Source organism: Pseudolysinimonas yzui, assembly GCF_014653215.1.
GTDB lineage: Bacteria > Actinomycetota > Actinomycetes > Actinomycetales > Microbacteriaceae > Pseudolysinimonas_A > Pseudolysinimonas_A yzui.
In genome coordinates, this window is the sequence record NZ_BNAI01000003.1 from 173,126 (window position 1) to 191,428 (window position 18,303).

At 69.4% G+C, this 18,303-nt stretch carries 17 protein-coding genes and 1 riboswitch; of the genes, 4 read left to right on the forward strand and 13 right to left on the reverse strand.

The features are described from left to right. Position 1 precedes the first annotated feature (1 nt). Positions 2-622, forward strand: coding sequence for a PH domain-containing protein (locus IE173_RS09475; protein ID WP_191283225.1), 621 nt, complete (start codon positions 2-4; stop codon positions 620-622). A 26-nt stretch (positions 623-648) separates the two neighbouring features. Here IE173_RS09475 and IE173_RS09480 read toward each other — a convergent pair whose 3' ends face one another. From IE173_RS09480 to IE173_RS09490, 3 genes are all read right to left on the reverse strand, one after another. Continuing rightward, the gene (locus tag IE173_RS09480; protein WP_191283226.1) at positions 649-1,704 is read right to left on the reverse strand and encodes an ABC transporter permease; all 1,056 of its coding nucleotides are present in this window, start codon (positions 1,702-1,704) and stop codon (positions 649-651) included. A 5-nt stretch (positions 1,705-1,709) separates the two neighbouring features. After that, the gene (locus IE173_RS09485) at positions 1,710-3,242 is read right to left on the reverse strand and encodes an ABC transporter permease (RefSeq protein ID WP_191283227.1); all 1,533 of its coding nucleotides are present in this window, start codon (positions 3,240-3,242) and stop codon (positions 1,710-1,712) included. 111 nt (positions 3,243-3,353) lie between these two features. Beyond that, complete coding sequence (locus tag IE173_RS09490) at positions 3,354-5,171, reverse strand: ABC transporter family substrate-binding protein (RefSeq protein WP_191283228.1); 1,818 nt, start codon at positions 5,169-5,171, stop codon at positions 3,354-3,356. 254 nt (positions 5,172-5,425) lie between these two features. Between IE173_RS09490 and IE173_RS15495 the strand changes: the two genes are divergently transcribed. Together IE173_RS15495 and IE173_RS09495 are read left to right on the forward strand one after the other, a co-directional pair. After that, on the forward strand, positions 5,426-5,809 hold the full coding sequence (locus tag IE173_RS15495; RefSeq protein ID WP_229842018.1) for a thiol-disulfide oxidoreductase DCC family protein: 384 nt from the start codon (positions 5,426-5,428) through the stop codon (positions 5,807-5,809). Next, a complete protein-coding gene (locus IE173_RS09495; RefSeq protein ID WP_229842019.1) occupies positions 5,782-6,594 on the forward strand; it encodes a CPBP family intramembrane glutamic endopeptidase in 813 nt (270 codons plus the stop codon). The genes IE173_RS15495 and IE173_RS09495 overlap by 28 nt, the downstream gene beginning before the upstream one ends. Here IE173_RS09495 and IE173_RS09500 read toward each other — a convergent pair. From IE173_RS09500 to gcvT, 7 genes are all read right to left on the reverse strand, one after another. Beyond that, positions 6,591-7,631, reverse strand: a complete 1,041-nt coding sequence (locus tag IE173_RS09500; protein WP_191283230.1) for an FUSC family protein — start codon at positions 7,629-7,631, stop codon at positions 6,591-6,593. The genes IE173_RS09495 and IE173_RS09500 overlap by 4 nt on opposite strands. Before the next feature lie 19 nt (positions 7,632-7,650). Then, on the reverse strand, positions 7,651-8,115 hold the full coding sequence (locus IE173_RS09505) for an SRPBCC domain-containing protein (RefSeq protein ID WP_191283231.1): 465 nt from the start codon (positions 8,113-8,115) through the stop codon (positions 7,651-7,653). After that, on the reverse strand, positions 8,112-8,768 hold the full coding sequence (locus IE173_RS09510) for a dihydrofolate reductase family protein (RefSeq protein WP_191283232.1): 657 nt from the start codon (positions 8,766-8,768) through the stop codon (positions 8,112-8,114). Before IE173_RS09510 ends, IE173_RS09505 begins: the two co-directional genes overlap by 4 nt. Then, entirely contained in the window at positions 8,765-9,115 is a 351-nt protein-coding gene (locus tag IE173_RS09515; RefSeq protein ID WP_191283233.1) for an ArsR/SmtB family transcription factor, read from the reverse strand. The genes IE173_RS09510 and IE173_RS09515 overlap by 4 nt, the downstream gene beginning before the upstream one ends. A gap of 188 nt (positions 9,116-9,303) precedes the next feature. Continuing rightward, on the reverse strand, positions 9,304-12,087 hold the full coding sequence (gcvP, locus tag IE173_RS09520) for an aminomethyl-transferring glycine dehydrogenase (RefSeq protein ID WP_191283234.1): 2,784 nt from the start codon (positions 12,085-12,087) through the stop codon (positions 9,304-9,306). Next, positions 12,084-12,446 carry a glycine cleavage system protein GcvH gene (gene gcvH / locus IE173_RS09525; protein ID WP_191283235.1) on the reverse strand — a complete coding sequence of 121 codons (363 nt, stop codon included), beginning with the start codon at positions 12,444-12,446 and terminating at the stop codon, positions 12,084-12,086. Before gcvH ends, gcvP begins: the two co-directional genes overlap by 4 nt. Beyond that, on the reverse strand, positions 12,443-13,549 hold the full coding sequence (gene gcvT, locus IE173_RS09530) for a glycine cleavage system aminomethyltransferase GcvT (protein ID WP_229842020.1): 1,107 nt from the start codon (positions 13,547-13,549) through the stop codon (positions 12,443-12,445). The genes gcvH and gcvT overlap by 4 nt, the downstream gene beginning before the upstream one ends. A 124-nt stretch (positions 13,550-13,673) precedes the next feature. Continuing rightward, positions 13,674-13,767, reverse strand: a riboswitch (glycine riboswitch). An 86-nt stretch (positions 13,768-13,853) separates the two neighbouring features. On the opposite strand from gcvT, the gene IE173_RS09535 reads away from it, so the two are divergent. Continuing rightward, positions 13,854-17,015, forward strand: a complete 3,162-nt coding sequence (locus tag IE173_RS09535) for a hypothetical protein (RefSeq protein WP_191283237.1) — start codon at positions 13,854-13,856, stop codon at positions 17,013-17,015. Here IE173_RS09535 and IE173_RS09540 read toward each other — a convergent pair. The 3 genes from IE173_RS09540 to IE173_RS09550 are packed head-to-tail and all read right to left on the reverse strand — an operon-like array spanning position 17,012 to position 18,259. After that, the gene (locus IE173_RS09540) at positions 17,012-17,164 is read right to left on the reverse strand and encodes a hypothetical protein (protein WP_191283238.1); all 153 of its coding nucleotides are present in this window, start codon (positions 17,162-17,164) and stop codon (positions 17,012-17,014) included. The two genes, IE173_RS09535 and IE173_RS09540, sit on opposite strands and share 4 nt — an antisense overlap. Further along, a complete protein-coding gene (locus IE173_RS09545) occupies positions 17,161-17,439 on the reverse strand; it encodes a DUF4190 domain-containing protein (protein ID WP_191283239.1) in 279 nt (92 codons plus the stop codon). Before IE173_RS09545 ends, IE173_RS09540 begins: the two co-directional genes overlap by 4 nt. Before the next feature lie 31 nt (positions 17,440-17,470). Continuing rightward, positions 17,471-18,259 (reverse strand): SDR family oxidoreductase, encoded by a 789-nt coding sequence (locus tag IE173_RS09550; RefSeq protein WP_191283240.1) that lies wholly within the window; start codon positions 18,257-18,259, stop codon positions 17,471-17,473. Positions 18,260-18,303 lie beyond the last annotated feature (44 nt).

Consider the following 18,303-nt stretch of genomic DNA (forward strand, 5'->3'; position numbering starts at 1 on the left):
GATGAGCGCTCCCGAGCAGGATTCCCCGGGCGTTCGGCTCCGTCCCCGATTCGGGCTGGTTCTCACGCTGCTGGTGGCGGCCCTCGCCGTGGCGGCTCTGGCGACGTTCCTCGTCGTCGGCGACCCCCTCGGGATGCTGCTGCACGGTTGGGGCGTCGTGCTGACCGCCTACCTGGTCTGGCTGCTGTTCTGGGCGCCGTCCGTGACGATCGCCGACCATGCGGTGATCGTCGACAACCCGTTGCGCCGGGTCACCGTCTCCTGGTCGGCGATCGAGCGCATCGACACCCGCTGGTCGTTGCGGCTGTACGTCCGCAACGGATCGGTCACCGCGTGGTCCGCGCCCGCGCCGAGTCGCTACGCCATGGCGCGGGTCTCGAAGACCGAGCTGAAGGGTCTTCCCGAATCGACGTACGGCCCGGGCGCCAGCGTCGGGCTCGGTGACCTGCCCGAGTCGGAGTCCGGCCTCGCGGCCTACTACGTGCGACGCCGCTGGGAGCAGCTGCGCGACGACGACGCCTTGACCGCCGCGGTGTCGGTGACGACGCAGTGGCTGTGGCCCCGCATCGCAGTGCTCCTGGCTCTGACCGCGGCGACCGTGGCGGGCTTCTTCCTGCCCTAGCGCCCGGTTCGCTTCGGCGACGGCGCTCATGCACCGACCTCCTCTGCGGGCCGGACGACGGTGCGCTGCTTGCGGGCGACGCGGTTCAGCCCGCGCTTCTGCCGCGGGTCGAAGGCATCGCGTAGACCGTCGCCGATGAAGTTGATGGTCAGCGCGATGATGATGATGAACAGACCCGGCCACCAGAACAACCAGGGGCGCGTGTTGAACGCCGTTTGGAAGTTGTGGATCAGGCTCCCGAGCGACACGTCGGGGAACTGCACCCCGAAGCCGAGGAACGAGACCGCGGCCTCGGTGAGGATCGTCGCAGACATCACGAGCGTCGCGTTGACGATGATGACGCCGATCGCGTTCGGAAGGATGTGCCGGAAGATGATCCGGCTATTGCTCGCACCGGCGACGCGTGCGGCATCCACGTACTCCCGCTCGCGCAGGCTCAGCACGTCGCCGCGGACGAGTCGCGACATGCCGGTCCAGAGCACCAGCCCGAGCACGATGGCCAGCACGAACGATCCGCTGCGATTGAAGGTCGACCCGAGCACCGCGGTGATGACGAGCACCGGGATGATGATGATCGCGTCGGTGAAACGCATGAGCAGCTGATCGATCCGCCCCCGGAAGAAGCCTGCGATCGAACCGACGAGCACGCCGAGAAGGGTCGCGACGATGCCGGCGACGAACACGATCATGAGCGATTGCTGCGTCCCCCGCATCACCTGCGCGAAGATGTCGTGTCCGACCTCGTCTTGGCCGAACGGATGGGTCGCCGAAGGCACGCCGCCGTCGAGGAGGTCGTAGATCGCGACGGAGTTGAACTGCCACCAGCCCGGGGTCTTGATTCCCATCGCGTCTATGCCGATCGAGCTGAACGCGAGCCCGACGACGCCGAGGAAGACGAACAGCGAGATCATCGCGGCCTTGTGGCGCACGAATCGCCGCAGCACGAGGCGCGTCTGGCTGATGCCTTCGACCTCTTTGAGCTCGATCGCGTTCTCGACCTGTTCGACGTCGTCTTCGCTCGTCTCCGGGAAGTGCGTCGTCTCTTCGATGTTCTGCCGCTCCGGATCGCTGGGAGGGATCATGCTGTTCACGAGTTCACCCGGATTCGCGGATCGAGGGCCGAGTATGCGAGGTCGGCCAGGAGATTGAAGGTGATCGCCACGACGCCGGTCACCAGGAAGAAGCCCATCATCTGGTTGACGTCGACCGTGGTCAGGGCGTCGACGAAGAGCTTGCCCATCCCCGACCAGCCGAAGACGTTCTCGGTGATCACCGCCCCGCCGATGAGTCCCCCGACGTCGAAGGCGACGATCGTGGTCAGCGGGATGAGGGCGTTGCGGAACGCGTGACGCACCACGACGGTGCGCTCGGTGAGGCCCTTGGCGCGTGCCGTGCGGATGTAGTCCTGGTTCATCACCTCGAGGAGGCTCGCCCGCGAGTAGCGGCTGTAGCCGGCGAGGGAGATGAGCATCAGCCCCGCCGTGGGCAGAAGCAGGTGGGTGAAGGTGTCGATGCCTTCGATCCAGAAGCTTCCGGTCAGGCCGGGAGTCGCCGAACCGACGGTACCGATCGGGCGACCGTTGATCGTGCCGCTGCCGACGTAGATGTCCCACGACTGCATGAAGCGGTCGAGCAGCACGAGCAGGCCGACGAACAGGGCGGTGATGCCGCCCGCGCGCATCGACTGGTCGCGGTCGGGCCCGGCGAACAGCCAGCCGATGACGACACCGACCACGATCGCGAGCACGCCGAGCGCGATCACCGACCAGAGCGTCAGCGAGAGCGAGATGAGCTGGAACGGGTAGTAGAGGGCGACGCCGACGAGGGCGACGACGAGGCTCGTGTACAACGCCTTGCGGTTGCGCAGCCCCGCGACCAGAGCCGTCACGAGCACCGCCACTCCGGCTCCGAGCAAGGCGATCACGACGATGCCGAGGCTCGGGTCGTTGAACCAGTCGGTCAAGGCGATGAAGGTGAACACCGCTCCCGTCGCGAGCGTCGCAGAGGCGAACACGATAAGCCGTCGACGCACGGGACCACCGATGATCACCATCCACACCAGGCCGGCGACGAGTGCGACGCCGACGATCACCAGTGGCGGGATCACCGGATCCTCGAGGTAGTCGTTGAAGGCGATGCCGACGTACTGCTTGAGCATGACCGCCACCCAGAACGAGGGCAGCGAGAAGAAGAGGAACGACAGGAACGTCGCGGAGTAGTCGTAGGTGCTGTACTGCCGCAGGGCCGTCGTGATGCCGATCGTGATGCCGATGAACACGGCGAGCACGAGGGAGGCGGTGATCAGCTGCAGGGTCATGCCGATCGCGGCCGCGACCTGATCGGTGACCGCCTGGCCGAGGATATTCTCGCCGAGCGTGAACTGGCCGATGAAGCCTCGCAGCAGGCCGCTGAGCCAGATGAAGTACCGCAGCGGCGGGGGCACGTCGAGATTGAACTTCTCGGTGCGCTGCTGCATCAAGTATTCCTTGTTGCGAGCTGTGCTCTGGCGCAGGTCTTCTAGGGGGTCACCGGAGTACGCGGTGAGTACGTAGACGATGTATGAGGCCACCAACAGCACCACGAGCGATGCGAGAAGGCGGCGGACGAGAAAGGTGAGCACGTCGGTGTTCCTCGGTTCTTCCTGGGCGGCCGTCGGTCGACGGCGTGGAAGGCGCCGGGGCGGGCGAACCAGCCCCGGCGCCTCCGCGGTTATGCCGCGGGTCTGATCGGACTAGCCGACCAGCTCCCACTCCCAGAAGTTCCAGAAGAACATCGGGGCGAGCGGAGCGGGAACGACGCCGTCGACGACGGTGTTGTCGTAGGCCGTCACGCCCGGGAACTGGAACACGGTGACGCCGTAGGCGTCGGCCCAGAGGATCTTCTCGATCTCGATGAGGAGGTCGATCTGAGCCTCGGGGTCGTACTCGACCGCGAGCTGGTCGTACAGCGCGTCGACCTCTTCGTTTGCGTACCCGTTGAGGTTGTTACCACCGGTGCTGTAGAACGTGGCCTGCGACGAGGTCACCGCGGTGGACGTCGACTGCCAACCGAACACGACGGCGTCGTACGAACCGTCGCCCAGCTTCGAGCCCCAGTCGTCGTTACCGGCGTCGATCACGGTGAAGCCCGCCTGCGCGGCCGACTCGGCGATCAGCTGGTACTCGTTGACACGGCGCGGGTTGCTCAGCGCGTACATGAAGTTGACCTCGACCGGCGTGGTGACGCCCGCTTCGGCCAGCAGCGCCTTGGCGCCCTCGATGTCGACCTCGGCGTACTCGGCCGAACCGTTCTCGGCGATCATGTCGTCGTAGCCCGGAGCCCCCGGGAAGATGGTCTGCGAGTCATCGAGGACCGCTTCCGGGTTCAGGGGCTTGATCAGCTTCTCGATGATCTCCGCACGCGGGATCGTCTTGAGGAACGCCTGACGAACGAGCTGCGCCTTCTCGGCGTCGCCGCCGTAGGTCGCGGGGTCGAACGGGCCGCCGTTGTTGACGGTCAGGTCGACGTGCTCGTAGGTCGCGTCGGAGGTGGTGTCCACCGTGACGTCATCCAGGCCCTCGAGAGCGGTCAGGATGTCGGCGGTCGACTGCGGGGCGATGATGCTGACCTCGCCGTTCTCGAGCGCCTGCACCGCGGCGAGCGGGTCGCCGATGAAGCGGACCGTGATCTCTTCGATGACCGGCTTGTGCTCGCCCCAGGTGTAGCCCTCGTTGGCCGTCAGCGTCACGAACTCGTCCTGGACGAGGTCGGTGATCACGTACGGGCCGTAGGACAGCACCAGGTCGGGGTCGGACGGCATGGAGACCATGTCGTAGCCGTGGCTCCAGAACGCCGAGAGCGGGCCGAGAACCTCGGTGTCGCCCTCTTCGATCGCGGTCGCGACCGCGGCGGCGGCGTCGGCGTCGGACGCCGCGTCATCCACCGACTGCTGGTAGGTCACGTGCGCCGGGATGAGCTGGAGGTTGAAGGCCAGCTCCCAGTCGACGAACGGCTCGGAGTAGGTCATCGTGATCGAGTTGCCGTCGACCTCGGGAACCTCGGTGACGAGGTCGAGCCCGCCGCCGATCGCCGCGGAGTCGAAGAAGACACCGGCGTCGATCTCGTCCTGGTTGAGGACCTCACCGGTCTCCGGGTCGACCTCCGGCTCGACGTTGTTGAAGGCACCGCTGTTCGCCGCCCACGACAGGAGGAGGTCCGCGGTGCTGACCGCGGTGCCGTCCGACCACTTCACGCCATCGGCGAGGGTGTACTTGATGGTCAGCGGGTCGTCCGAGAGCTTCTCGTAGGAACCGAAGTCCGGGTTCTGGACCAGAGCCGGGGTGTCGTCGTAGTACGCGAAACTGTCGCTCATCATGTAGATGATGTTGTTGTTCGCGGTGGCGTTACCGTCTGCCGTGTTGCCGTTGTAGGCGTAGAACGCCTGGTTCCACGCGACGCTCAGCGCGGTGCCTTCTTCGATCTCTGAGCCGCCCCCGGGGGCACAACCTGCGAGTACGAGAGCACCTGCTGCGATCGCGGCACCAGCGGCGCCGAATCTGCGAATACGCAATGTTCCTCCTGTGCAATGTGAGGCGAGGCACGGCGACGGACCTCGGCGTGCCACGCCGGATAGCTCGACCCTAGATAGGGGGTGAGTGCGGGTCAAAATTTGTGGGAGGAATCGTTACAAGGCGGAAACCAGGTCTGAGGATTCTTGCGCCGACGCGGGGATTGTGCAGGAATCAGGCGCGCGACGCACAATTCCTGCAAACAGGCCTCACCCGCTTGACGAATCGCCCGAAGCAGCCCGCGTAGCATCGAAATGTGGCCCCCCAGACGCCCCTTCTCGTCTTCGACGGCGATTGTGCGTTCTGCACAACCTGGGTGCGGCGCCTTGAACGGATGTTGCCGGTCTTCCCCGAGTCGCAGCCCTGGCAATGGGTCGACTACGAATCTCTCGGGCTGACCCGGCACGACGTCACCCACTACGTCTGGTTGCTCGTCGACGGCCGACGCGACAGTGGCCACGCCGCGGTCGCCGCCCTGTTCCGAGCCCAACGCACGGTCGGGTGGCGCTTCCTCGGTCACCTGCTCGTCACCCCCCCCTTCTCCTGGGCCGCCGCCATGGCGTACGCGCTGATCGCGCGCTTCCGCCATCGCCTGCCCGGAGGCACGCCGGCGTGCGCGATGCCCCGGCCGACCGCGTGACAGCCGCACCGCCGGCGGTGCCGGCCCGTCGCCGCATCGTCGCCGAGATCGTCATCGTGCTCGGGCTGTCGCTCGGGATGTCGGCGCTCTACTCGATCGTCACGCTCATCAACCGCGCGACCTACGAGACGCCGCTCGCCGACCAGACGGCGACGATCGTGGCGAGTCGCGACTCCCGCCCGATCTTCGACCTGTTGTACCAGCTGCTCGGCATCGCATCCGACCTGTTCCCGGTGGCATTGGTCTGCTTCCTGCTGTGGAGTGCGACGAAGCCGCATCTCGGCCGCCTCGGAATCGACGCGAAGCATCCGGTGCGCGACACCCTCTTCGGCCTCGGCCTCGCCCTGCCGATCGGCATCGCCGGGCTCGGCATCTTCCTCGCCGGGCGCGCCCTCGGCATCGGCGTGGGCATCAGCGCGTCGAATCTCACCGAACAGTGGTGGACGATCCCGGTGCTGCTGCTCACCGCGGCGCGGGCCGCCATCCAGGAGGAGGTGATCATGATCGGCTACCTGTTCGCCCGCCTCGGCGACCTCCGCTTCGGGCGGTGGGCGATCATCCTCACCTCCGCCGCCATCCGCGGCACCTACCACCTCTACCAGGGCTACGGCGCGTTCGTCGCGAACTTCGCGATGGGCGTCGTGTTCGGCTGGCTCTACACCCGAGGTGCGGAGCGACGGGTCATCCCGTTCGTGGTCACCCACTTCGCGATCGACGCCGTCGTGCTCGTCGGCGCACCCGCTGCGGCGAACGCCTGGCCGGAGCTGTTCGCTCCGCCGACCTAAGCGGCCGGGTCTTCGGTCAGCGCCTCGTGGATGCGGCGCAGGTCTTCGAGCAGGAACCCGATCAGGATCCAGTGCTGGGACGCAGGCACTCCGATCGCGAGTGGCGCGGTGAGGGCGGGGAGGGACTCCGTCGGTGGCTCAGCCGGATCGGCGACGGCTCGGCGCGTCACGCGTCGTGCGTCGTGCGCGGCTCGGCGCAACTGCTCCGCGATGGCACGAACCGTGGGCTCGGCGGCGAGCTGATCGTCGTACCGGTCATAGACCGCACGGGTCATGCCGATCACCTGGGTGACGATCGGCGAGAAGCGCCGCAGGGTCGTCTCCAACCGCTCCAATTCGTCTCGTCGACGCCGTCCGCGCGGGTTCAGGGTCAGCGACTCGGCCGCGGTCGTCAGTGCTGCATCCGCCGACACCACCATCGGTCGCATCAGCCGCGCGGTGATCATCAACTCCTCGAGTTCCTGAAGCGTCTGGGGCGTCGCGAGGGCCCCGGCGAGCCGTTCGAGCGAGGCCGCGATCTCGTCGCCGAGCGCGTCGACCGCGCGATTCGCCGGCGCGAGCGCGACCGGCGGCACGAGAGCCAGGTTGACGACGAAGCCGATGGCCGCGCCGATGATCGTCTCGAGCACCCGGTCGACGGCGTAACTCGGAGTCGCCGCGCCGAGCCCCAGCACGAGGAGCGCGCTGATCGCGACCTGGTTCGATGTGCCGGTCGTCATCTTCAACAGCCAGGCGATCAGCAGAGCCGCCGCGATCGCGACGAGGATCACCCACGTCGCCTGCCCGAAGGCGAGCGCCAAAGCGGATGCCACCACGACTCCGGCGACGACACCCACCGTGCGCTCGATCGCCTTCGACACCGACTGGTTGAGACTCGGCTGCACCACGAGGAGCGCGGCGATCGCCGCGAACACCGGCAGATGCGCCGGGAACAGGGCCCCGGCGATCAGCCAGGCCGCGATCGTGGCGATCGCCGACTTCGCGACCTGCAACCACGGCTGCCGCCGCGAGGCCCGGAACGCCGCGAGAAGCTTCATGGCTCCACGGTAGGCGCGATCACGCGGTGAGGTAGCGCCCGAGCGTGTCGAGGATCTCGGCGGTGCCCTGCTCGCGCAGCGACCCGTCGAGATCGAATCCGTCGAGGTGGATGCCGTGCTCGCCGTGGGTGAGGCGGGTTCCGTCGTCGGTCGCCTCGAACTCGAACGACGCCACCGAGGTCGAGATGTGCACGTCGTCGAGCCACATGTCGTAGCTGATGACGATCCGGTTCTCGGCGACGATGTCGGTGTAGGTCGCCTCGTAGCGCGACAGCGGTCCGTCGTGGAAGGTGCCTTCGGCGACATCCCTGCCGCCGACGCGGAAGTCGAAACGCCACTCCCCCGTCACCCAGTCGACGCTGTCGCCGAACCAGGCGCGCTTGCGCTCCTCCTCGGCGAAGGCCGCCCATACCGCGGCGATGGGCACCGGGTAGTCGCGCACGAGGGTGAACCCGGCGTGGCCGAGACCGCGTTCGACGGTCATGCGCGGGCATCCCGGCTGAAGGTGAGGTGCGTGACCCCGCTCGGTGCGCCCTCGGTCGTGACCCGGTAGCCGTCCTCCAGGCCGCGGAGGTCGTCCCACAGGCGGATGCCCCGCCCGAGCAGGATCGGCGTGATCGCGACGTGGAGCTGGTCCACGAGCCCGGCGGCGAGGAATGACCGCACGGTGGTCGGACCGCCGCCCACCCGAACATCGGCCCCGGCCGCGGCCTCGGTGGCGACGGCGAGCGCCTCCTCGGGGGTCGCCGTGAGGAAGTCGAAACTCGTGCCGTTCGCGAACCCGATCGCCGGGCGCGGGGCGTGCGTGAGCACGAAGACCGGCACCCCGAACGGAGGTTCTTCACCCCACCAGCCGCGCCAGTCGGTGTCGTCAGGATGGGCGTGGAGGCCGAACATCGCGGCCCCCATGATCTCGGCGCCGATGCCCTCGAAGTAGCGGGCGGCGTAGTCGTCGTCGACGCCCGACTCGCCCTCCCCCGACGTGTCGTGCAGCACCCGTTCCCGGAAGGTGCGGGTCTGCGCGTAGGCGGCGGTGAGTCGCGCCCAGTCCTGCCCGAACGGCTCCTCGGGGGTCTGATCGGTCGTCGTGGCGAAGCCGTCGAGCGAGATCATCAGGTCGACACGAACGCGCGTCATGGGGTCTCCTTCGGAGGGTGCGGGGTGGTGCGGGAGAGATGGATGCCGAGCCGGTCGGCCTGGCGTTCGGCGGGGGTGCGCTGGCCGTCGAGCCAGAGATGCAGCACGTCGAGCGCCCCGGGTCGCAGGCTCACGGTGCGCGAACGCCCGACCTTCTGCGACGTCACGATGCCCGCCTCCTCGAGGATGCGGAGGTGCTGCATGAGCGCCGGCAGCGTCATCGCGAACGGCTCGCCGAGCGCCGACACGATCGCCGGACCCTTCGCCAGCCGCTCGACGACCGCACGCCGCGTCGGGTCGGCAAGGGCGCGCAACACCGCGTCCACGTCTTCCCGATACTTAACCATTCCCTTAACTATTGCCCCACCGGGCGCGCGTGTCAACCCGACGTGCAATATGAGGAGGGCGCCGGGACGGTGCACGTGTCACGAGCGAAGAACCAGGAGCGGCCGAGGGCGAGGGCCGATCGAGTCAATCGGGGTAGGGGTCCCCGCTCTTGACTCGATCGGGCCTCACCCTCGGACGCGGCACCGGACTACTGAGCAAACGCTTCGATGGGTGGGCAGGCGCACACCAGGTTGCGGTCGCCGTACGCCTGGTCGATCCGTCGCACCGGCGGCCAGTACTTGGCGTGGATCTGCCCGGGCGCCGGATACACGGCGAGTTCGCGCGCGTACGGGTGCGACCACTCCCCCACGACGACCGACTCCGCGGTGTGCGGCGCGTTGACCAGCGGGTTGTCGCCGGGTGTCCACTGCCCGGCCGCCACGGCATCCGCTTCGGCTTTGATCGCGATCATCGCGTCGATGAAGCGATCGATCTCGGCGAGGTCTTCGCTCTCGGTCGGCTCGACCATGAGGGTGCCGGCGACCGGGAACGACATGGTCGGCGCGTGGAAGCCGTAGTCGATGAGGCGCTTGGCGACGTCATCCACCGTCACCCCGGTCGCGTCACGCAGCGGGCGCAGGTCGAGGATGCATTCGTGCGCGACGAGCCCGTTGTCGCCCGAGTAGAGCACCGGGAAGTGCTCGCGCAACCGGGCGGCGACGTAGTTGGCGGCGAGCACGGCGGCTCCCGTGGCGCGGGTGAGCCCGTCAGGTCCCATCATGCGCACGTACGCCCACGAGATCGGCAGGATGCTGGGGCTGCCGTACGGCGCGGCCGAGATGGGGTTCGCCTCTCCCCGCGGCAGGTACGGCGCGAGGTGCGCCTTCGCCGCGACCGGCCCGACGCCCGGGCCGCCCCCGCCGTGCGGGATGCAGAACGTCTTGTGCAGGTTGAGGTGCGAGACATCCCCTCCGATGTCGCCGAAGCGCGCGTACCCGAGCAGCGCGTTGAGGTTGGCGCCGTCGATGTACACCTGCCCGCCGGCGTCGTGCACGGCCTGGGTGATGGCGCGGATCTCGTGCTCGTAGACGCCGTGCGTCGACGGGTAGGTGACCATCAGCGCGGCGAGCGCCGCCGCGTGTTCGGTGACGCGGGCACGCAGATCGGCGAGGTCGACGTTGCCTTCGTCGTCGCACGCGACGACGACGACCTTCATGCCGGCCAGCACTGCGGATGCGGCGTTGGTGCCGTGCGCGCTCGACGGGATGAGGCAGACGTTGCGGCCGGTGTCGCCGTTGGCGAGGTGGTAGCCGCGGATGGCGAGCAGCCCGGCGAGTTCGCCCTGCGAGCCGGCGTTCGGCTGCAGCGACACGGCGTCGTAGCCGGTCAGTTCGGCGAGCCAGCCCTCGAGCTGCGCGATGAGGTCGCGGTACCCTGAAGTGTCGGCGTCGGGCGCGAACGGATGGATGTCGGCGAACTCCGGCCAGGTGACGGCGGCCATCTCGGTGGCGGCGTTGAGCTTCATCGTGCAAGAGCCGAGCGGGATCATGCCGCGGTCGAGTGCGTAGTCCTTGTCGGCGAGGTGCTTGAGGTAGCGCATCATCGTCGTCTCGGACCGGTGGGCCGAGAAGACGGGATGCTCGAGGTACCGCGAGGTGCGCACGAGCGACTCGGGCACCCCGACCGCCGTGGGCTTGAACCCGAGTTGCGCGTCGATGCCGAACGCGCCGAGCACCGTCTCGACGTCGTGCGCGCTCGTCGTCTCGTCGAGGGAGACCGCGACGTGGGTGTCGTCGACGAGCCGCAGCAGGTAGCCCCGCTCGGCCGCCTCGGCGACCACGGCAGCGGCATCCGGGGTGCTCACCAGCAGCGTGTCGAAGTACTCGGAGTGCACGACGGCGTCACCGAGGGCATCCGCCATCAGGCGGGTCAGCCGGTTCACCTGGTGGGCGATCGACTTGAGCCCCGACGCGCCGTGGTAGACCGCGTACATCGACGCCATGACCGCGAGCAGCACCTGCGCGGTGCAGATGTTGCTCGTCGCCTTCTCGCGACGGATGTGCTGCTCGCGCGTCTGCAGCGAGAGCCGGTAGGCGGGGTGGCCGTCGGCATCCACCGAGACGCCGACGAGGCGACCCGGCATCTGCCGCTCGAGCCCGGCCTTCACGGCGAGGTACCCGGCGTGCGGGCCGCCGAAGCCCATCGGCACACCGAAACGCTGGCTCGTGCCGACGGCGACGTCGGCGCCGAGCTCTCCCGGTGAGGTGAGCAGGGTGAGGGCGAGCAGGTCGGCGGCGACGACGACGAGGCCGCCGGATGCGTGGACCTTCTCGATGACGGAGCGCGGGTCCCAGACGCGACCCGAGGCACCCGGGTACTGGATGAAGGCGCCGAAGGCTTCGGGAAGCGCTTCGCTGAAGTCGGTGACCTCCAGCGAGATGCCGAGCGGCTCGGCGCGGTGCGCGAGCAGGCGCAGCGTCTGCGGCAGGGCGTCGGAGTCGACGAGGAAGACGTTCGACGTCGATCCGGAGGCACGACGGGCGAGCAGCATCCCCTCGACGACGGCGGTGGCCTCGTCGAGCATCGATGCGTTCGCCGTCGCCAGCCCGGTGAGGTCGGCGACCATCGTCTGGAAGTTGATGAGTGCTTCGAGCCGGCCCTGCGAGATCTCCGGCTGATAGGGCGTGTACGCGGTGTACCACGACGGGTTCTCGAGCACGTTGCGCTGGATGACCGCGGGCGTGATGGTGCCGTGATAGCCGAGACCGATCATGCTGCGGCGCACCCGGTTGCGTCCGGCGAGCACGCGGAGGTCGTCGAGGGCGTCACGCTCCGAGCGCGCGTCGGGCAGGGAGAGCGCGGCGGCGGCCCGGATGCCGGACGGCACCGCGGCATCCATCAGCTCCTCGACGCCGGCGTACCCGACGGCCTGCAGCATGATCTGCTGCGACGCGGAATCGGTGCCGATGTGCCGGTCGGCGAAGTTCGTCATCCCTGCGTCAACTCCTCGTACTCGGCGGCCGACAGCAGCTCGGGCAGTTCGGCGAACTTCACCTTGATGAGCCAGGCGGCGCCCATCGGGTCGGCGTTGACCATCGAGGGGTCGTCGACCACGGCGTCGTTGCGTTCCACGACCTCGCCGTCGACCGGCGCGAACAGCTCGCCGACCGACTTGGTCGACTCGATCTCGCCGACGACGCGGCCTGCGGCGACCGAGGCCCCGACGGCGGGCAGGTCGACATAGACGACATCGCCGAGCTTCTCGGCGGCGTAGGTCGTGATTCCCACCGTCGCGACGTCGCCGTCGACGGTGACCCACTCGTGGTCTTTCGTGTAGCGCACTTCGGTCATGAGACAGCCTTTCGCGAGTAGAAGGGAAGGGGAACGACACGGGCGGGGATCGCCGTGCCGCGGACGTCCAGGGCGAGTTCGGTGCCGATCGCGCTCGCGTCGGGGTCGACGTACGCCATGGCAATCGGGATGCCGAGAGTCGGCGACAGCGCGCCGCTCGTGACCTCGCCGACTACCGCGCCATCCCGCAGGACCGGATAGCCGGCCCGACCCGCGCGCTTGCCCTCGGCGGTGAGGCCGACGAGCACTCGTGCACCCGCGGGCGGCCCGGCCTCGACAGCGGCGCGGCCGACGAAGTCGCCCGGTTTGCCGAGGGCGACGACGCGGGAGAGGCCGGCCTGCGCGGGGAAGGTGTCGCGGGAGAGTTCGTGGCCGTAGAGCGGCATCCCCGCTTCGAGGCGCAGAGTGTCGCGCGCCGCGAGGCCGCACGCGACGGCACCCGCGGCCACGAGGTCGTTCCACAGCGCCGGGGCTGCCGCGGCATCCAGGTACAGTTCGAAACCGTCCTCGCCGGTGTAGCCGGTGCGCGCGACAAGCACGCTCACGTCGCCGTACGTTCCCTCGGCGATCCCGTAGTACGGCACCGTGCGGAACTCGGGCCCGGCGAGGGACGTCACGCGTTCGAGGACCGAAAGCGACTGCGGACCCTGAACCGCGATCAAGGCGCAGGTGTCGGTCTCGTCGGTGACGGCGACATCGAAGTGGGCCCGGCGTTCGGCGAGCGCCGCCGCGACGACGTCGTGGTTGGCGGCGTTCGCCACCACCCAGAAGTGCTCGTCATCCAGTCGGTAGACGACGAGGTCGTCGAGGATGCCGCCATCCTCCGCGAGCAGGAGCGAGTACTTGGCGCGGCCCGGTGTGATCACCGAGGCCTGCCCGGCGAGGGCGTGGTCGAGGAACGCCGCCGCATGGGTGCCGCCGACGAGGAACTCGGCCATGTGGCTCAAGTCGAACAGCCCGGCCGCGGTGCGCACCGTCTCGTGCTCGGCGAGGTCGGAGCCGTAGCGCACCGGCATCTTCCACCCGGCGAAGTCGGTGAACGCCGCCCCCGCGGCGACGTGCACGGCGTCCAGCGGCGAGAGGCGAGAGATCTGATCGGTCACGGAGTTCTCCATCGATTGCGAGTGGTGAGAACTCCCCCTCTGTCATGGTGCCTGAGAGTTTCGCGCTGCGAGCGCTTTCACCGACGGCGGCCCGGCGGATGCCCGGGCGCTTTCCAGAGTGGCCTTGTGCGATGCGGTACGTGTACCTGAGAGATTGGCGGGGAGGCTTGCTCCTTCGGTGCCCAAGCGCGTTCCTTGGGCTCTCCCGCATCGCGTGCGGCCCGATCTTCGATTGTGGATGTCAGCCTAGCCCCGCAACCCCACGCGGCGTACCCTGACCCGCAACGAGCCCCAGGGAGGCGCCGTGTCGGACCTGATCCACCGGGTGGCCGCCCGGGCGCGTTCGATGCCTGTTGTGCTGGTCGCCCTCGTCGTGCTGTTCCTCGCGTTCGAGGAGGTCGACCGGGTCGCCGGTCAGTTCCCGGGCACCCAGAGCAACACGCTGTCGATCCTCGGGATGACCGGCCCCCTTGCGCTCACCCGCATCGGCGGGTGGGAGGGCTGGGCCGCCACCATGGGACCCGACCCCGTCATCCCGGCGAGCCCGTGGGCCGCGATCGTGCTCTACCTCGTACTCGACCTCGCCTTCATCGGGGTCTACAGCTACCTGATCTCGCGCGGCATCGCCCGATGGATGCCGCCGGTCGCCGGTTCTTCTGAGAAACGGGTCGCGGAGCTCACCGACGACGAGCGGGCGCGCCGCCTCTCCCGCTGGCGTGCCGTCGTGGCCTGGCTGATCCTGCTGGGCGCCGACCTCGTCGAGGATGCGCTGCTCGGGGTGGCGGCGGGCGTGCTCGCGGCGCATGAACCCTTCCCCCTGGCGTTGCAGTGGGCGATCGCGGCAGCGTCGACGATCAAGTTCGGCGCGCTCGCGCTGCTCGTGCTGTCGTTCGTGCAGCTGTCGCAGTTCCGCGGTGACGTGCGCGCGATGCTGCGTCGCGGGTGGCACGCGGTGTACGCCCAGCGGCTCTCGGTCGTCGTCGTGCTCGTGCTCGCGGCGCTCTCGCTGCTGCCGCCCTGGCACGAGTTGCTCGAACAGCTGCCCGACGTCGAGCGCGCGTGGGCCGACACCGCGCGGGGCTGGGGACACTTCGCGGCCGCGCTGTTCGCGATCCTGCTGCTCGCCGTGACCTCGTTCCTGCTCGGCCGCAAGCGCGCGCAGCTCTACTGGGAGACCCACGTGCGCGGTCGCGGCGGAGCGGGCGAGGCCCGCAGCTACGGCCCGACCACCCCCGAAACCGCCCGCACCGCCTGGCCCGGTCGCCGGTACGTTCTCTGGGTTCTGCCGTTCGCGATCGTGCTCGTCACCGCGCTGATCTACGCGGCCGGCCCGCTGCGCGATCACATCGACGCCGTGCCACTCACGGTCTTCCTCGTCGCCACGAGCGGGATCGTGGTGGTGTCGGGCGCGCTCGAGGTGTGGCTCAAGCGGCGTCCGCGCAAGCTCGGCAAACCCATCCCGTCGGGTCGGCCTGAGGACCGGGCGTTCGTGCTGCGTGTCGCGGCGGCCGGCGACATCCTCGCGGTGCTCGTGATCATCGTCGGCGCCCTCGGCGTCGCGCGCTCGTTCGGGTCGCTCGTCATCGTCGGCGCCGCGGGCGGTGCGGTCGATCCGGGCACGTTCTGGCGTTCGGTCGTGTTCACGGTGCTCGCGATCGGGGTCGCGATGACTCTGGCCCTGCTACCGGGTCGGCTGGCCATCGAGTCGCCCGACGACCCGCCCGCGCCGAGCGGAGGGCGGCTGCGCCGAGCCGCGCTGCGCGAGTTCGACCCACGGCAGGACTGCCCGAGCATCACCGGACTCGGCATCGCCATCGTCGCGGTCGTGGCCGTCACCGCGGTCGGCTTCATCGGGGCGGCGGGACTCTGGCCGCTCACCGTCGGGGGCGCACTCGGCGTCGTCGCGGTCGCCGTCGGGTTGCTCGGCGCGATCACGTCGCTGCTCGGGCTCATCGTGCTGAGTCTGCGCCGGCGTCGTCCGCTCGCATTGTTCGAGCTGCTCGGCTTCCGTTCCGACCCGGTGATCGCGCTCGTGCTCGTCATCCCGCTGGTGGTCGCGCAGCTGAGCGGCAGCGTCGCATTGCACGGGGTCGACCGCACGGCGATCGACCCCGAGCAGGTCGAACGTCCCGACCTCGAGCAGGCCTTCGCCGACTGGATCGACCGCTCCGCAGGCTGCGAGAGCACCGTCGACGGCGTCGCGGTACGCCCGCTCGTGCTCGTCGCGGCGGAGGGCGGCGGCATCCGGGCGGCCACCTGGACCGTCGCGACCCTGGCCGAGTTCGCCGCCGACGGGCGGTGCGCCGCCGACTCGGTGTTCCTCTCCAGCGGCGTCAGCGGCGGGTCGATCGGGCTGGCGGTCGCCGCGACCCTCGACCGTGACGACGACGGGGATGCCGCCGGGCCGGACCCGGACTACCCCGACCGGGTGCGCGCCGCGATCGACGACATCGGGGACTCGGCCGCCCTCCCCGCCGCGCTCGTCGGGCTGTTCGGCAGCGACCCCCTCGCCTCGACGACCGGTCTCCGCTCGCCGACGTTCGAGGATCCGACCCGCTGGCGGGATCGCGCGGCCCTCATCGAGGATGCCTGGCGCGCCGCCGACGACCGGCTCGCGCTCCCGTGGGGCGCCGACCCCGCCGCGCCGACCGGGCTCGTCGTCTTCAACTCGACCGACATCCTCTCCGGCTGCCGCGTCGCCGTGAGCCAGGTCGAACTCGGAACCGGCCGCTTCGGATCGACCACCGACGAGTCGCACGGCGGTGACACGGAGGGCAACGCCCAGCGCCCGCGCTGCGATCAGGGATCGGCCGAGCCGCCGCTCACCCTCGACCTCGTCGACTTCTTCGGATCGTGCGGGTTCGGGGCCGACTGGGCCACGGCATCCATGCTCTCGGCGCGCTTCCCAGTCGTCACCCCGGGCGGCGTGATCGACCGCAGCGCCGCCTGCGGGGCCGACGAGGGCGCGGCGGGCGACGACCGCGACCGCCTGCACCTCGTCGACGGCGGATACGCCGAGAACTCGGGACTCGGGCTCATCGCCGACATCGCCCCCGATCTCGCCCGGGTGGTCGATGCCTACAACGCCGAAGCGGATGTCGACGTGGTGCCGTATCTCGTCTACATCCAGAACTCCCCCGGCGCCTACCTCGCCGCGCGAGCGCAGGAGTCGGTGCCCGAACTGTCGGTGCCGATCGCCGGGTTCGGCACGAAGGCCACCCAGGTGACCCCGAACGCGTGGATCCAGCGGGCGATGGCCGCCTTCGACATGACCTCCGAGCAGGTGGTGATCGCGGCCGCCGGCACCGAACCGTCGGTGACCGTGCCGCTCGGCTGGGGCCTGTCGGATGCGACCTACGACCAGCTGCTCGCGGCGGCCCGCACCCAGGCGTCGAGTGACGCCTGCGCGGTTCCGGAGTGGAGCGAGTACCACTGCGTGGGGGAACTGCTCGACCTGTTCGACTAGCTCTCGTCGTCATCGGCGTTGTTGTTGTTGCGGAAGTAGCGCACGGCCTGCCAGAGCAGCACGACGAACACCACGATGCCGCCCGCGAGAAGCAGCAGGTTGAGCCATGGGGGCGCCCCCGCGGGCACCGGGATCGGGTAGAGCCTCACTGCCAGGCCTCGTCGGGGATCTCACCGATGAACCAGAACGACCACCCGACGACGACGAGCACGAAGGCGATCACCAACAGGTAGATGGCCGTGACGGCGATACCGATCCAGAGGCCCGCGAGGGCGAGCCCGCGGCCGCGTTCGCCGGTGCGCTTGATCTGGCGCAGCGCGATGATCGCGAGCGGGATGCCGGCCGGCGCGAGGATCACGGCGACGATCAGGCTGAGCAGCGCGAAGTCGTTGACCCGCGTCGCCGGGGCACCCGCCGTGCTCATGGCTGGAAGCCTATCGACCACCCGCCCGCGCTCAGTAGGTGACGACGCCCGGGGTGCCGCCCCCGGCATCCACCGCTCCCCCGGTGATCGCGACACTGCGCGGCGACGCGAGGAATGTGATGACCGCGGCCAGTTCGTCGGGGGTGACGATGCGCCCGATGATGTTGCCCGCCATCGAGCGCTCTACGTCCGCGAGCGCCTCCCCCGCGGCGACCCGCTTCTCGACGAGCCCGGCGACCGCGTCGGTGCGGGTCAAGCCCGGATGCACGACCGTGACGTTGACCCCGTGCGGCCCCAGCTCGTCGGCGAGGTTCTTGGTGATCGCGGCGACGCTGATGTTGCGCACCGTCTGCGCCACCGAGCCCGACCGACGGGCTCCGAGACCGCTGATGTTGACGATGCGCCCCCACCCGTTGGCGATCAGGTGCGGGGCGACGGCGCGCGCGGTGCGCAGGTAGCCGAGCACCTTCTCTTCGAACTCGTCGCGCATCGCGTCATCGCTCGTCTGCGACGCGGCGGTGTTCTTCGCCGCGCTCCACGGAGCCGCCGCGGTGTTGACGAGGATGTCGACGCCGCCCATCAGGGCGACCGCCTCCGCCACGCCCGCCTGCACCGAGGCATCGTCCCGGGAATCGATCACGACGCCGTGCACCGTGCCGCCGGTCTCGGCCGCGAGGGTCGCCGCGATCTCGGCGACATCGTGCCGGGCGGCGACCGTGACGACGGCACCTTCCCGCGCGAGCGCGGCGGCCGCGGCCCGCCCGATGCCCTTCGTGCCGCCGACGACGAGTGCGTGCTTTCCGGTGAGCTGCAGATCCATTGCTTCAGGCTAGCCAGCGTCGGTGTCACATTGCCGGGCGGGGT